Consider the following 15,003-nt stretch of genomic DNA (forward strand, 5'->3'; position numbering starts at 1 on the left):
TTTTCAGTCGATCGCCTGCAAGCACTCAGCAAAACGTTTGGCGAGAAAGCGCGCGGCGGGGCCGAGGTGCTCGTCGCGCCGCCATACCAGCTCCACCACCAGGGCCGGCGGCGTCCATTCGCTGTCCAATTCCACCATTTGTTGTTGATAGGTGGGGTACTGCACGATATGCCGTGGCAACCACGCCCAGCCCAGGCCACTCATCAGCCATTCGGCCAGCACGTAGAAACTGTCGGCGCGCCACACCAGTGGGCTGGCCGCTTCGCTGCCGGGGTAGACGCTGGTCTGAGTCGACATCAACAACTGGCGAAACTGGGCCAGGTGCTGGCACGTCACGTACTTCTCCTTGGCCAACGGGTGGTTCACGCCGCACACGGTGACCATCTCCACGCTGCCCACCACCCGCCGCTCCAGAGCCTCGGGGATCTGGTCGTGATAGAACAGCAGACCCAGGTCGGCCTGGCGCTCCACCAACTTGCGCGCCACATCGCCCTGGGCGGCGCTGGACAGCTGTACTTCCAGCAGCGGGTACTGCCCCGCCAATGCCTCAAGACTGTCGAGCACCGGCTGGAACAGCATGGCTTCATCCTGGGCCAGGCGCAGGCAGGCTTCTTCACCGCGGGTCAGTGACAGTGCCCGGCCATTGAGCCGCTCACACTGGCGCAGCACTTCGCGCGCCTCCTCCAGCAACACGCTGCCGGCTTCGGTCAGGCTGGGCTGGCGGCCGCTGCTACGGTCGAACAGGCTCACGCCGAGGTCCGTCTCCAGCATCGCAATCGCGTTGCTGACTGCCGATTGCGCCTTGCGCTGCCCACGCGCTACCGCTGAAAACGAACGCTGCTCGGCGACGCTGACAAACAAACGCATCTGCTCCAGGTTCCATTGCATGCTCATCCCACAACCCATCTTAATTTCGGATAGGTAATGACTTTACCCCATCTGATAAAACTCTAGAATGCCGGCCTTATCAGATTGCTTTACACCGAGGACTCACCCATGAACGCCGCTTACTGCTACCTGGCCATCGCCATCTGCTCGGAAGTGATCGCCACCGTTTCCATGAAAGCCATCAAGGGCTGGAGCACTCCTATCCCTCTGTTGCTGGTGATCGTCGGCTATGGCGTGGCGTTCTGGATGCTGACCCTGGTGGTGCGTACCGTGCCGGTCGGCGTGGCCTATGCGGTATGGGCGGGGATGGGCATCGTGATGGTGAGCATTGCCGCGCTGTTCATCTACGGGCAGAAGCTGGACCTCCCGGCAATGCTGGGCATGGGTCTGATTGTGCTGGGCGTGGTGGTCATCCAGCTGTTCTCGAAAACCGCCGGGCATTGAGTGTTCACTTGAGACTCAAGTGAACCCAACATTCGCAGTCGCGCCAAAGCTCGACAGCGCCTACGGTGTGCATGGCGTGAGAATGTATACTTGCGGCCTTGTTTAAAAATGAGGTCGCCCATGCCATCCGTTATTTCCACCGACGTATTGATTGTCGGCGCCGGGGTTGCCGGCCTCTGGCTGAATGCGCGCCTGCGCCGCCAGGGCTTTTCCACGGTAGTGGTGGAAAGCGCCACCCTGGGTGGCGGGCAAAGCGTGAAATCCCAGGGGATTATCCACGGCGGTGCCAAATACGCCCTGCACGGCGCTCTCACCGGCGCCTCCGAAGCGATTGCCGATATGCCGCGCCGCTGGCGTGAAGCCCTGGCCGGTGACGGTGAACTGGACCTGTCCGGCGTGCGTGTACTCTCGCAGGCCCATTACCTGTGGTCCCCTGGCACGATCGCCGGCAACCTCACCAGTTTTTTTGCCAGCAAGGCCGTGCGCGGCCGTGTCGATCAGGTCAAGGGCGACGACCTGCCCCCGGCGCTGCAAGACCGTGGCTTCAAGGGCAAGGTCTATCGACTGGCCGAACTGGTGGTGGACGTACCCAGCATGATCGAGCGCCTGGCGCAACTGGCCGGTGACGGCTTGCTCGCCGGGCAGCGCATAGAACCCCTGCGCGAAGGCGACACCCTGGTGGGCTTGAAGGTCGATGGCCGCGAGATCCGCGCCCAGCGCATCGTCTTGAGCGCAGGCGGCGGTACCGCCGAGCTGCTCGCCGCCCTGGGCCTGAGCCAGCCCGCCATGCAAAAGCGCCCGCTGCATATGGTCATCGCCAAGGGCCCGGGTTTGAAGCCGCTGTACGCACACTGCCTGGGCGGCGGTACCAAGCCGCGCCTCACCGTCACCACGCACCCTGCTGCCGATGGCAACTGGGTGTGGTACATGGGCGGCGACATTGCCGAGGCGGACGGCGTGGCACGCACGTCCGAAGAACAGATCGCCACCGCCCGGAAAGAACTGGCGCAACTGCTGCCCTGGATCGATATGAGCCAGACCCGGTGGGCTACGCTGCGCGTCGACCGTGCCGAGCCTCTGCAATCGGGCCTGAGCCGTCCCGACAATGCCTTTGTCGCCGAAGAGGGCCGCCTGCTGGTGGGCTGGCCGACCAAGCTGGCGCTGGCGCCGGATTTCGCCGATCGAGTGATCAACAGTCTCGAACGCGACGGTATCCACCCAAGCGCAATGGAGCCTTTGCCCGCCCTGCCAAAACCCGCCATCGGCGTACCAGCCTGGGAGCAACTGTTGCCATGAGCCTGCCGACCTTGCACGACCTGCACCGCCCGCTGGGCAGCACCGGCCTGGTGGTATCGCCACTCGGCCTGGGCACCGTCAAGCTGGGCCGCGACCAGGGTGTGAAATACCCCAGCGGTTTCACCATCCCCGATGATGACGAAGCTCGGATGTTGCTGCGCCAGGCGCGCCAGCTGGGTATCAACCTGATCGATACCGCACCGGCCTATGGCCGCAGTGAAGAACGCCTGGGGCCGCTGTTGCGCGGCCAGCGCAAGGACTGGGTGATTGTCAGCAAGGTCGGTGAAGAGTTCGAAGAGGGCCTGTCGCGCCACGATTTCAGCGCAACCCATACCCGCCTGTCCATTGAGCGCAGCTTGAAACGACTTGAAACGGATTTTATCGATCTGGTGCTGGTGCACTCCGACGGCAACGACCTGCACATCCTCAACGACTGTGAGGTTTACCAGACCCTGGCGCAGTTGAAGCAAGAGGGTAAGATTCGCGGTTTCGGCTTCTCCGGCAAAACCGTCGAAGGCGGCGTGAAGGCTCTGGAACAAGGTGATTGCGCGATGGTCACCTACAATCTGAACGAACAGGCGGAAAAAGCCGTCATTGATTATGCGGCGACCCATGGCAAGGGCATTCTGGTCAAAAAGGCCCTGGCCAGCGGCCACGTGTGCCTGGAGCCGGGAGTGGATCCAATACATGCCAGTTTCATGCTGTTGTTTGCGCAAACGGGCGTCGCCAGTGCTATTGTCGGGACCATTAATCCGCTGCACCTGGCCCATAACGTGGCGACCGCTGCCAAGGTCATTCGTCAACTCTGATGCCGCCGACGCGGCCGACCCCGTCGCAAGAAGGAGCCGACATGCCGCGAACGCTCATAAGAAAAAACCCCAACAACTTCAAAACACTGCCGCTGCACGTCGAAGCCACCCCCGAAGGCCTGAGCTACCAGAGCGTGGGCATGCCGCTCAACTTCGCCCAGACCCTGCAGCGGCGCAAGCCGGTAGACGTGCCGGATGCCGAGCGTTTCGCGCTGGAGCTGGCAAACCTGGGAGTGTCGGTACGACTGACCCTGCACTGGCAAAACAAGGATTACTGGGTGCTGGTGCGCCAACGTCGCCAGGACCGTGGCGATGTGGTGCTCAAGCTGATCTCCGGCTACGTCCCCGCTCACGAACTGAACCTGCCGCTGCACACCGCCATCCAGGAGATCGCCGAGGAATGCCTGCTGGAAACGCCGGAAGGCTGGCTCAGCGGGCGCTTCAACGACACTTGGCTGCCGGCCCCCTACTCCGCCGCGCTGCATTACCGTGAAGCCTTGCCGTTTCGCTTGAGCCCTTTGTCTGGCGCCGCACGCCCGGTACGTTGCGCGACCACCCAACTGATCGAGCGCCCACGGGCCTATGTGCATGTGCCGACCGCGTCGCTGCAACTGATTTATGACTTGCGCCTGGAAGTGCCGAAGGAAGCCAAATCCCTGAGCCTGTTCCATGTGGATGAGCGCCTGGAAGGCGACCAACTGGTGGCACGCCTGGACCGCCAGCGTCCGGACCTGTACCTGATGCCGCTGAAAGATGGCCAGCCGCTCGCCGAGTTGTACACCGTCAAGAAGGACCAACTTTACCCGGCCAGTACACGGGGCTTGTACCTGGCGGAAAGCTTTGCCCAGCAGGAAGGCTGGCTGGTCCGCGATGAGCGCATTCGCTGGAAGGATTGGGTCCGGCAGCAAGGCCTGGCGGAGCCTGAGAAAGACTCGAAATTGAAGCGCCTGACCGGCAAGGCGCGCCAGATGCTGCGCAAGATCGTGCCGAAGAAAAAAGCCAGCCGCTAAGGGCTGGCTCCTACAGGTGAACAGTCAGCCTTTGAGCAACCGCGCCAGGCCAACCGCCAGCGGTGTTGGCTCAGGCAACTTGAAGCTGGTCAGCAAACGCTGGTTATTCGCCCGCGAATGCCGAATGTCTCCCGAGCGTGCCGGCCCATATGTCACGGCGGGCAACGTACCAATTGCCTCTTCCAGTGCCTGCAGCACCTGCTTGAGGGTAGTCGTGCGGTTCCAGCCGACGTTGATCGCACCCAAAGGCGGCTCCGGTGCTTCGATGGCCTGCACCAGCACGTCCACCAGGTCTTCCACATACATGAAGTCGCGGGTCTGCTCGCCATCGCCGAATACGGCGATCGGCCTACCCTGTTGTGCACGCTCGCAGAAGATACTGATCACGCCGGAATACGGCGATGACGGGTCCTGGCGTGGCCCGAAGATATTGAAGAAGCGGAAGATCACCGGTTCCAGGCCGTGCTGGCGGCGGTAGAAGTCGAAGTAATGCTCGCCGGCCAACTTGTCGGACGCATAGGGCGTCAACGGCGCCTTGGTGGTCTCTTCGTCAATCGAAGCGCCTTCGCCGTTGTTGCCATATACCGCGGCGCTGGAAGCGAACACCACACGCTTCACGCCCGCCTGGCGCATCGCTTCACAGACATTCAAGGTGCCGACGAAATTGCTCTGGTGCGTGCTGACCGGATCATCCACCGAAGCCTGCACGGAGGCCACCGCCGCCAGATGCACCACCGCTGTGGCACCGACAGCGGCACGCGCCACCAGCCCGGCATCGGCGACATCTCCCTCAAGCAGCTCGACGCGCAGGTTGTCCAGCGGCAGGTTGCTGCGCTTGCCTGTGGACAGGTTATCCAGCACACGCACCGCGTAGCCCTTGGCAAGCAGCGCATCGACCAGGTGCGAGCCAATAAAGCCCGCGCCACCGGTGATCAGGACCAGCGGATCAGCCTTACTCATTGTTGCGGATCTTCTCGACAATGGCGGTGGTCGAGCTGTTCTCGACCAGGCCCAGCACTTTGACCTTACCGCCGTAGGCGCTGACGATGTCGGCGCCGACCACCTGGTCGACGGAGTAGTCGCCGCCCTTGACCAGCACGTCCGGCTTGACCTGGGCCAGCAGGTTTTCCGGGGTTGCTTCAGGGAAGCTGATCACCCAGTCCACCGCGCCCAACCCCGCCAATACCGCCATGCGTCGGTCGACGCTGTTGATCGGACGGCCAGGGCCTTTCAGGCGACTGACCGACGCGTCATCGTTGACCGCGACGATCAGTCGATCACCTTGGGCGCGAGCCTGTTCCAGGTAGGTCACATGGCCGGCGTGCAGGATGTCAAAGCAGCCGTTGGTGAACACAATGCTCTCGTTGTGGGCACGGGCATCGTCAATCGCCAGCAGCAATTGCTCGATGCTCAGAACACCACGTTCCGAACCTTCGGAGCGCTGGATGGCACGGCGCAGTTCAGGCGCGCTGATCGCGGCCGTACCCAGCTTGCCGACCACAATGCCCGCCGCCAGGTTGGCCAGGGCCACGGCGTGGGGCAGCTCCTCGCCGGCCGCAATGGAGGCGGCCAGAGTGGAAATCACGGTGTCACCGGCGCCGGTGACGTCGAACACTTCACGGGCACGCGCCGGCAGGTGCATCGCCGGGTGGCCCGGGCGCAGCAGGGTCATGCCGTGCTCCCCACGGGTCACCAGCAAGGCGCCCAGGTCGAGATCGGCCATGAGCGCCGCGCCTTTGGTCACCAGTTCGTGCTCATCGGCGCAGCCGCCGACGATGGCTTCGAACTCGCTGAGATTGGGCGTGATCAGGCTGGCTCCACGATAAATCGAGAAGTCCTTGCCCTTGGGATCGGCCAGTACCGGAATGTTCCGCGCCTTGGCGGCCTGGATCAGTTCCTGGTGGTTCTTCAGGGCGCCTTTGCCGTAGTCGGACAACACCAGCACCTTGATACCTTCGAGCAGTTCGTCGACCTGGCCGCTGAGGGCCAGGGCGTCGGTGGCGAAGGGTTCTTCAAAATCGATACGCAGCAATTGCTGGTGACGGCTCATGACCCGCAGCTTGACGATGGTCGGCTGGTGGGCAATGCGCTGGAACACCGCGCGCACACCGGCACCGCGCAGGCTGTTGGCCAGGCTGTCGGCGGCTTCGTCGTCGCCGGTCACACCGACCAGGGAGGCCGGGGCGCCGAGTGCGGCAATATTGAGGGCAACGTTGGCAGCGCCACCTGGACGGTCTTCGATTTGCTCGACCTTGACTACCGGTACCGGCGCCTCAGGGGAAATCCGTGAGGTACCGCCATGCCAGTAACGGTCGAGCATGACATCGCCGACCACCAAGACAGGGGCTTGATCGAATCGCGGCATGGACAACTTCATGGAGCAACCCACATACAAAATGAACAGGGGCGCGATATTAGCACAGGGTGAGCGCCGCCTAGTTCGAGAGCTTTATCCGCGATGCATCAGGCACAAAAACTGATCATTTTTTAAACAAAACCGCCAGGATCTGCGCCACGGCTTCGGCCAGCTCGACCTCATCGGTATTGATTTCGCAGTCGGCCGCAAGCGGCACCTCATAGGGGCTGTCCAAGCCGGTGAACGCCTTGATGCGCCCGTCCAGTGCCGCGCGGTACAAGCCCTTGGGATCGCGCTGGGCACACACGTCAAAGGGTGTGCTGATGTAAATCTCAAAGAATTGCTCCGGCCCGAACAGAGCCCTGGCGGTCGCCCGATCGACACTGAATGGCGAGATCGCCGAAACAATGACAATCAAACCTGCGTCCACCATCAGCCGCGCCACTTCGCCGATACGCCGGATGTTTTCTTTGCGCGCCGCATCGCTCATGCCCAGGTCATTGCACAGCCCCGCGCGCAAGTTATCGCCATCAAGCACGAAGGTGTGCCGCCCCTGCTCGTTGAGTTGCACTTCCAGGGCATTGGCCAGGGTCGATTTGCCGGACCCGGACAGCCCCGTCAGCCATACGCAGCAAGGCTGCTGGTGCTTAAGCGCCGCCCGTGCGGTCGCCGACAAGGACAGGGCAAAGGGGCGGATGGCGCCGCAACCGCCGGTCAGCAACTGGCTATTCATAACCCAACACCTCGTAATCACGTTGATAGGCACGCCTGACCAGACGGCGCGTACGCGAGGAGCAAAAGTCCCTGACCGGTTCGTGGCGACGCCCCAGTGAAACATTCAGATGTGGCAGGGATGAGTCCACGCCGAGGCGTTCGCACAGGTGCTGGAAGTCTTGCTGCAAAGACTCCTGGCGCCCGAGAAATTCCATGGCCATCTGGCCCATGTGATCGACCAGGAAGTCCGTCTGGGGAGCGAAGTGCAATTGGCGTCGCAGGTTGTCCGGGTGCAGCCAGCCGGCAACGAAATGGTCGAAGTCACGGTAGCTGGAAACCAGCGCCTGGGCTTGCAGGTCGCGAGGGCCCATGGCGTTGCCGCGCAAATAGGTATAGGCCGAGTAGGCACGCTCCAGCGGGTCACGTACGAAAGCAAATTTGAAGCTGCGCTCGCAGTGCTGGGGAAATTGCTGCTCATACCAGTAATACGGCAAATGCCCCGGCCAGCGCCCATCGAGAAGTGCCGAACACACGCTGCTGCCGGCGCATTTGGGCACATGGATAAACACGCACTGGTGTCGTTCGAAAGCTGGGTTAAGCGTTGCCACCCCAGACAGGGATTTGTTCACCGCCTGGCGATCCACCACCGACAAACGCCCCAGCAGAAACACCCTCTGGTGTTTGGGAAGCAGTTTCCACAGTAGACGTTGCAACATTCCAATACTCACGTAAGAAGGTTAGCCCTCTCGTTCGTCATTCGAATCGAGAAGGCCAACATAACAAACGATGGGCGCTGGATTATTTGGCTTTGGTCAAGCCCTGTAACGGGCCCGATACAAACACCGGGGCGCATTGCGCGCCCCGGCTGGTCAGGTGATGTTCGCCGTGACCGGCTCGTCCAGCCCCATGGCGTGCAGGCGCGAGTAGTAGCCGCCCATGGCCAGCAGTTCGAGATGTGTCCCGCGTTCGACAATTTCACCGTGGTCCATCACCAGAATCAGGTCGGCTTTCTCGATGGTGGACAAGCGGTGCGCAATCACCAAGGTGGTGCGACCTTTCATGACCTTGTCCAGCGCGGCCTGGATATGCCGCTCGGACTCGGTGTCCAGGGCCGAAGTCGCCTCATCGAGGATCAGCAGCGGGGCATTTTTCAGCAGGGCCCGGGCGATCGCCAGGCGCTGACGTTGACCACCGGAAAGCAGCACGCCGTTTTCACCGACTTCGGTGTCCAGGCCTTTTGGCAGCTCGGAGATGAAGTCCATGGCGTAGGCGTCGGCGGCGGCTTTCTCGATGTCGGCACGCGGTGCATCCGCGAGGTCGCCGTAAGCGATGTTGTTGGCCACGGTGTCGTTGAACAAGGTCACATGCTGGGTCACCTGGGCCACGTGACGACGCAGGTTACGCAGGCGGTAGTCTTCGATCTCGACCTCGTCCAACAGGATTTCCCCGGTTTCGTGATGGTAGAAACGCGGGATCAGGCTGGCCAGGGTCGACTTGCCGCTGCCCGAACGCCCGACCAGGGCGATCATCTGCCCGGGGGCTGCGCTGAAACTGATGTTCTTGAGCACCTCACGCTCCGTACCCGGGTAGGTGAAGCTCAGGTTGCGCACGTCCAGGCGACCGCTGACGCGATCGCGCTCCACAGTGCCGCTGTCGACTTCGGGCTCTTCATCCAGCTGTTCGAAGATACTCTCGGCACCGGCCACGCCCTTCTGGATGGTCGAGCTGACTTCCGACAGCTGGCGAATCGGCTTGGGCAGCAGGCCCGCAGCCGTAATGTAGGCCACCAGGTCACCTGCGGTGGCTTCACCGCGCAACAGCAGCACCAGGAACATCAACGCGGCCATGGCCGTGTAGATCACCAGTTGCAGCATCGGCGTATAGACCGCACCGGTCTTGTTCATGCGCAGTTGCTTGTCGGTATTGCCCTGGCTGGCAGCGGCAAATCGACGCTCCTCGTAGCCTTCGCCACCGAAGCTGCGTACCACGCGGTAGCCCTGGATGGTCTCGGAGGCGACATGGGTAACGTCGCCCATTGCCACCTGGATTTTCTTGCTCTGCTTGCGGAATTTCTTGCTGGTGCTGCCGACCATGATCGCGATCAGCGGCAGGATTGCCAGCATTACCAAGGTCAGCTTCCAGTTCATCCACAGCAGGTAGCCGAACAGGAACACCACCGTCAGGCCTTCGCGGATCACCACCTTGATTGCATCGGTGGCCGCACCGGTGACCATGGTCACGTTGAAGGTGATACGGGAAATCAGGTGCCCGGAGTTGTGGGTATCGAAATAGCGGTTAGGCAATACCAGCAGCTTGTTGAACAGCTGGACCCGCAGGTCATGCACCAGCCCCAGGGAAACCTTGGCCAGGTAGTAGTTGCCCAGGAAAGACCCCAGCCCCTGCCACGCGGCGATCAGGATGATCAGCAGCGGCACGGCCATCAGCAACTTCAGGTCCTTGAACAACGGGATGTTGGGCAGGAACACCACATCGGGGTTGCTCAAGCCATCGACGAAGTACTTGAGAATCCCGGCAAGCATTGGCTGGGTCGAAGCGAAGATCACGAAGCCCACGATACTCAGCAGGAACATGCCGAGGTACGGTTTCACATAGCCCAGCAACCGGAAATAGATTTTCAGGCTGGATTCCTGGTCCGCTTTGGGCGGTGCGTCACTCATGTGTCGAGCTCACTGGTTGGGTAGGACGCGAACTTTATCACACGCGTCGGGTTTGGCCCGAGCCCAGACCAAAACACTGGACATGGCAATCGGCAGCCAGGAGATAAACCACTCGGCCCGCGGCGTGCCGGTCAGGCTGGCGGCATCGAACTGCATGGCCAGGAACGAAAACACCCACATGCCGATGACGCCCTTGCCATAGAGCGTGTCGCGGGCCTTCCAGGCCTGCCACAGCACACCGAACCACAGGCAGCTCCACAGCAGCAGGCCCGGCAGGCCCAACTCGATGCTCACGTGAGTGAACAGGTTGTGGGAGTGATCAAAAAAGAGGTTATCGGCAAATACCTTGTAGTCCCCGCCCAGCCCCAGACCGGTCCACGGGCGCTCGCTGATCATCTGCACGGCGGCCATGAAGATCTGCGGGCGGTAAGACACACCACGGGCCAGCATCAGGGACTGCATGGCGAAGAACACCGCTAGCGCCGCGATGACCGCGCCAATGGCAATCACCGTGCTACGGCGGTCACGGCACCAGGCGGGCATTGCCACCACAGTCAGCAACAAGGCCAGTGCGGCACCACGGCTTTGGCTCAACACCACGAAAAGCCCGAGAAAACCGATAGACAGCACCCACGCCACTTGCATCCAACGACCACGGGGCAACCAGTGCAACAGCCAAACCGCAGCCAGGCCAATCACGTAGGCGCCCAGTATCGGGTGGGACAACTGCCCTAAACCTTCGAGGCGGGCATTCCAGGCATTCTGCTCAAAGCCATAGAACTTGATGATCGCCACCAGCGACGACACGGCAAGCCCGAAGCCGCCCCACTGCATCACACGAATGACGCCTTCAGTTCGACCACACGCAAACACCGGGAAGAACAGCAGGAACACGCCGATGTACAGCAGACGCTTGGCCTCGCGCGACGGGTCTTGGGCGTTGGTCCACAACAGACTGATCGCCCCCCAGACGGCAAGCGCGGCGACCATCAGGCACAGCCAGCGCTGTTCGCGCCAGACTTCCTTGAGACGCTCACGGGCCGACCAGGCAAACACCATCGCCGGCAACCACAGAAACAGTGTCAAACCCTGTTGATAAATCTTATTGGTCGGGGCAAAAGCAATCGCCAACAAAAACCAAAGTAACCCGAAAATCATCCATACCTGCGCCCAACGACTTGCTTGCATCACCCGCTCCTGAATACGTTCAACCCGCCAACCCGGCATGGTTAAAACCCAAAACTTTCGGCATTATTACCGACCACTGTGCCCGCGACTCCCACAAGGCTTTCCGACGATGCAATGTTCAAGGCTTTCCCAAGCCGATTTAACCGCGATGATTGAAGGTGCCAAAATCCTGGAACAGGACAGCTATGGCCCCAAAGTCTACCTGCTGACCGACGGGAATATCCTCAAACTGTTTCGTCGCAAGCGCCTGCTTTCGTCCGCGCTGTTTCGCCCGTACTCCAAGCGTTTCATCGACAATGTGGCGCAGTTGCAACAGCGCGGCATCCCGACCATGACCGTGCTCGCGTTCTTTCAACTGACGAGGCCCGGCATGACCGCCGTACTCTACCGTCCTTTGCCGGGCGAAACGCTGCGCCAGATTTCCAATCGTGAAGGCTTTGACTGGCACACGAACCTCGACCCGCTCGTGGCCCTTATTCGCCGTCTGCATGGCGCGGGCATCTACTTCCGCTCGTTGCACCTGGGCAATATTGTCGTGACACCGGACAATGAAATGGGCCTGATCGACGTGGCCGACATGCGTTTCCTGCGCGCGCCCTTGAACCCGGAATTGGCAAGGCGCAACCTGCAACACTTCGCTCGCTATATTGCGCGCGAGAAGCTGAACGAGCGCTTTCCAATGCAAGCACTGGAGCAAGCGCTGCTAGCAGCATGAGAACAGCCGCCGGGTGGTTTCAGTGAAATCATTCCAGGCCTGCTCCGGCGCCAACGCCCGCGACTGAGCTTCGACTACCTGCTCGCCGGAACTCACGAACGCACGGGTCAGGAGGTCAGCCCAGGACGCGGTGCTGTCTACGGGCGCGTACCAGCCGGCATCACCCAGTTGTTCACGGAACACCGCCAGCTCACTGGTCAGTACCGGCACGCCAGCCATCACCGCCTCTTGCAGGATCAACCCCAGGCCCTCTTCCGTCGACGGAATGGCGACCCAGTCAAACGCCCGATAAAGGGTCGCCGCCTCAGGAAGATGCCCCGGCAAGGACACCTTGTCGCGCAAGCCAAGCGCCTCGATACGCGCCTCAAGCCTGGGTCTTGCCGGCCCCTCGCCGACGATCACCAGGCGCGCCCCCGGCTGATCGGCCGTTGCACTGGCAAAGGCTTCCAGCAAACAGCCAAACCCCTTGCCGTCTACCAACCGACCTACCGCACCCACCACCGGTGAGCTCTCCAACGGCAAGTCTAGACAGGAGCGAGCCTGCTCACGGGAAAGCGCTGCGGCACGAAACACAGCAGGATCGAAGGCACTGCGCAACACCGCCACGGGCCGTTGCAGGTAACGTTCAAGGGAGCTGGCGAGGGTTTGCGACACGGCCGCCAGCGTCAGTTGCGACGCTGGGAACTGCTCGAAGAGCTTGTGATCAGCTTTGCGCAAGCGCGTGACACCATGAAAAATCACCACTGCCCGCACCTGCGGCAGGTGCTTGAGCACCGGTAGAAGCACCCGCGCGACACCGATGCCATCAAGGAGCACAACCTGCACATCTTCAGGCAGGGCCTTCTGGAAGCGCGCGCGCATCCAGGGCATCAGCCACTTCCACAGGTGCCGCCCTTTGAGCCTGGCAGACGAGAGGTTCCACTCGACGGCCTGTTCGACCAGGCCATCGCTACCAACCGCACTGCCCTGAAGCAACCAGGTGTGAATCGGCACGTCGCCGTCGGCATGGGACAATATTTGCTGATGAACCTTCTGCACCGAAGCAAATGCAGAGCCACCAGCCCACATGATGTTGAGAATACTCATCGAAAAAACCTTATGCGGCGTTGGTAGAGCTCGTCGTATTTACTGGTGGATCAACCAGCCGATACCAACCCCCAGGATCAGCATGAGCACCAGCTTGATCCGCTCTCGCCGCTTGCGCCGCGCCTTGGTCAAGCGCTCTGCTGCCGTCGCCACATGCAAACCAAAACCGGTGTGCAAAACGGCATCACCTTCCAGGGTAACCGCGGGCAGGTTCAACTGCGCGTAACGCCTGGAAAGCCCCTTCTCACCTTCAAAACCGGCATAGGGCGCACATAACCAATATTCCTTGATACGCCGCAGGCCCGGGTTCAGCGAAAACCCCTGCCAGTCAGGCTTATCGGACAGCAAGGGATAACAAGGCACCCCACCAATCACCTCACGCGCCCCCAGATGGATATAGGGACTGTGCACCTGTAAATCGTAAACGTAATTACGCAACCAGACCTGCAGAATATCGGGGCGTTGCTCCAGGACCGTCTTGGAATCCTCGACAAAACCGGGTCGATAAAACGCCCAATCATCTTCGCAATGGAATATGTACGGGGTCTTGACCAACCCATAGGCCAAGTCGATGGATGCCAATTGCCCCAGCTTCGGACGGTTGATCAAGAACGTACAATGGCCGAGCCAATGCTCAGGAATCGCCAGGCGTACCGCGTCATCGCCAGAGTCTTCGGTAATGAAGACTTCGCGGATGGTCGCTGTATTGAACAGATCGAAGCTCGCGAGCGTGCGCTTCAACAAATCGAAGCGACCACAACTGGTCACGACGAGCGTTATATCGCTTTGAGGGGAGAACTGCATTCAAGCCTCGAAATATCATAAGGCCACCAGACGCGGCCACTGGCAGATATCAAACGCCTAGTTTCAAGCGCAATGTTTCCAGCAAACTCAACGGTGCTCGGGGACGCAGCGGCGGCTCCAGGGCCTCGACAATGCGCTGGCCGATGCGCGCAAAGCTGAACTGGCTGACCGCGAGGTCTTGCCCGCTGCGCGCAATCTCAGCCGCCAGTTGAGGATTTGATCGCAATGCGGCGAGTTTTTCCTGCAACTGGGGAATGTCTTTGTAGAACACCACATTGACCATGTCCTTGAAGCCAAGGGCTTGGTTTTCCCCGGCCCCCTGGTCAAACGCCAACAGCACACAACCACAGGCCATGGCCTCGAAGTTCTTGATCATATACTCGCCCATGCCCACGTCGGCACTGACGAAAAAACGAATCCGGTTGAGGGTCGTGCAATATTCCTCACCCGATTTGGTGCGCGTGACCACCAAAGGTTCAACGCGGGCCAACTCATCGAGCAACGCCTTGCGACCGCTATAGGCCACGCTGTTGGTGCTGCCGACAAATGCCAGCTCAATGTCGCGCTCCAACCCCTGGGCCTGCAACAGCGCCTGATCGTAGCCCTTGGGCACGAACACCGCATCAAAGCCCTCGGCGCGCAGGCGCTCGGTCACCATATACCCCGAGCTGATGATCCGGGCCCACGGCAAGCGACGGTAATGGGCACTGAACTTGCCCGTGTACTTGCAGGGAATGTAGTTCTGGTAGGCGTCGTGTTCGAGGATCACCAGGTTCGGGATCGTACGGATAAAGCCGGCCTGGCGAATTTCCTGCTTGAACCGCAGGAAAAACACGATGCGGTCATAACGGGTCACGTCGACTTCGCGCCTGAAGTAAGCGCGCAGGTTGCGCTGATCAGCGCTGCTCAGCCAACGCGTATCACACTCGCAGTGCTCGGCGATGCCTTCGTACAGGCGATCCAGAATCGCGCGCTGTTCTTTCTGTACCAGAAACAAAACTTTCATGACCTTTCC

15 protein-coding genes are annotated in these 15,003 nt (G+C 61.0%); 5 read left to right on the forward strand and 10 right to left on the reverse strand.

The features are described from left to right. Nucleotides 1-3: 3 nt before the first annotated feature. Nucleotides 4-894, reverse strand: coding sequence for a LysR family transcriptional regulator (locus tag HCF10_RS11685; protein WP_131696792.1), 891 nt, complete (start codon nt 892-894; stop codon nt 4-6). A gap of 102 nt (nt 895-996) precedes the next feature. Here HCF10_RS11685 and HCF10_RS11690 point away from each other — a divergent pair, with 102 nt between their 5' ends. The 4 genes from HCF10_RS11690 to HCF10_RS11705 all read left to right on the forward strand — a co-directional run bounded on the left by HCF10_RS11690 (nt 997) and on the right by HCF10_RS11705 (nt 4,447). After that, nucleotides 997-1,332 carry a DMT family transporter gene (locus HCF10_RS11690; protein ID WP_074848568.1) on the forward strand — a complete coding sequence of 112 codons (336 nt, stop codon included), beginning with the start codon at nt 997-999 and terminating at the stop codon, nt 1,330-1,332. 120 nt (nt 1,333-1,452) lie between these two features. Beyond that, the gene (locus HCF10_RS11695) at nt 1,453-2,628 is read left to right on the forward strand and encodes an NAD(P)/FAD-dependent oxidoreductase (RefSeq protein WP_167655558.1); all 1,176 of its coding nucleotides are present in this window, start codon (nt 1,453-1,455) and stop codon (nt 2,626-2,628) included. Beyond that, complete coding sequence (locus HCF10_RS11700) at nt 2,625-3,437, forward strand: aldo/keto reductase (protein WP_167655559.1); 813 nt, start codon at nt 2,625-2,627, stop codon at nt 3,435-3,437. The genes HCF10_RS11695 and HCF10_RS11700 overlap by 4 nt, the downstream gene beginning before the upstream one ends. 41 nt (nt 3,438-3,478) lie before the next feature. After that, nucleotides 3,479-4,447: a metal ABC transporter ATPase gene (locus HCF10_RS11705; RefSeq protein WP_131696795.1), complete on the forward strand. Its 969-nt coding sequence runs from the start codon at nt 3,479-3,481 to the stop codon at nt 4,445-4,447. 24 nt (nt 4,448-4,471) lie between these two features. On the opposite strand, the gene HCF10_RS11710 is transcribed toward HCF10_RS11705, so the two are convergent. The 6 genes from HCF10_RS11710 to HCF10_RS11735 form a co-directional block, all read right to left on the reverse strand. Continuing rightward, nucleotides 4,472-5,407, reverse strand: a complete 936-nt coding sequence (locus HCF10_RS11710) for an NAD-dependent epimerase/dehydratase family protein (protein WP_167655560.1) — start codon at nt 5,405-5,407, stop codon at nt 4,472-4,474. After that, on the reverse strand, nt 5,400-6,824 hold the full coding sequence (gene hldE / locus HCF10_RS11715; protein WP_145335988.1) for a bifunctional D-glycero-beta-D-manno-heptose-7-phosphate kinase/D-glycero-beta-D-manno-heptose 1-phosphate adenylyltransferase HldE: 1,425 nt from the start codon (nt 6,822-6,824) through the stop codon (nt 5,400-5,402). The genes HCF10_RS11710 and hldE overlap by 8 nt, the downstream gene beginning before the upstream one ends. Before the next feature lie 103 nt (nt 6,825-6,927). Then, nucleotides 6,928-7,536, reverse strand: a complete 609-nt coding sequence (cysC, locus tag HCF10_RS11720) for an adenylyl-sulfate kinase (RefSeq protein ID WP_145335986.1) — start codon at nt 7,534-7,536, stop codon at nt 6,928-6,930. After that, a complete protein-coding gene (locus HCF10_RS11725) occupies nt 7,529-8,233 on the reverse strand; it encodes a sulfotransferase family 2 domain-containing protein (RefSeq protein ID WP_131696799.1) in 705 nt (234 codons plus the stop codon). Before HCF10_RS11725 ends, cysC begins: the two co-directional genes overlap by 8 nt. Nucleotides 8,234-8,386: 153 nt before the next feature. Beyond that, entirely contained in the window at nt 8,387-10,195 is a 1,809-nt protein-coding gene (msbA, locus tag HCF10_RS11730; RefSeq protein ID WP_131696800.1) for a lipid A export permease/ATP-binding protein MsbA, read from the reverse strand. A 9-nt stretch (nt 10,196-10,204) separates the two neighbouring features. Further along, the gene (locus HCF10_RS11735; RefSeq protein WP_131696801.1) at nt 10,205-11,383 is read right to left on the reverse strand and encodes an O-antigen ligase family protein; all 1,179 of its coding nucleotides are present in this window, start codon (nt 11,381-11,383) and stop codon (nt 10,205-10,207) included. Nucleotides 11,384-11,531: 148 nt separating this feature from the next. Here HCF10_RS11735 and HCF10_RS11740 point away from each other — a divergent pair, with 148 nt between their 5' ends. Next, nucleotides 11,532-12,098 carry a toluene tolerance protein gene (locus HCF10_RS11740; RefSeq protein ID WP_178116734.1) on the forward strand — a complete coding sequence of 189 codons (567 nt, stop codon included), beginning with the start codon at nt 11,532-11,534 and terminating at the stop codon, nt 12,096-12,098. On the opposite strand, the gene HCF10_RS11745 is transcribed toward HCF10_RS11740, so the two are convergent. Genes HCF10_RS11745 through HCF10_RS11755 form a run of 3 tightly spaced genes read right to left on the reverse strand, consistent with a single transcriptional unit; the run spans nt 12,087 to nt 14,994 of the window. Then, a complete protein-coding gene (locus HCF10_RS11745) occupies nt 12,087-13,184 on the reverse strand; it encodes a glycosyltransferase (RefSeq protein ID WP_131696802.1) in 1,098 nt (365 codons plus the stop codon). The two genes, HCF10_RS11740 and HCF10_RS11745, sit on opposite strands and share 12 nt — an antisense overlap. Nucleotides 13,185-13,223: 39 nt before the next feature. After that, nucleotides 13,224-13,988: a glycosyltransferase family 2 protein gene (locus tag HCF10_RS11750; protein WP_131696803.1), complete on the reverse strand. Its 765-nt coding sequence runs from the start codon at nt 13,986-13,988 to the stop codon at nt 13,224-13,226. A 49-nt stretch (nt 13,989-14,037) separates the two neighbouring features. Continuing rightward, nucleotides 14,038-14,994 (reverse strand): glycosyltransferase family protein, encoded by a 957-nt coding sequence (locus tag HCF10_RS11755; protein ID WP_145335984.1) that lies wholly within the window; start codon nt 14,992-14,994, stop codon nt 14,038-14,040. Between the last annotated feature and the right edge of the window lie 9 nt (nt 14,995-15,003).

Origin of the sequence: Pseudomonas sp. B14(2022) (assembly GCF_012030485.1) — a bacterium.
GTDB lineage: Bacteria > Pseudomonadota > Gammaproteobacteria > Pseudomonadales > Pseudomonadaceae > Aquipseudomonas.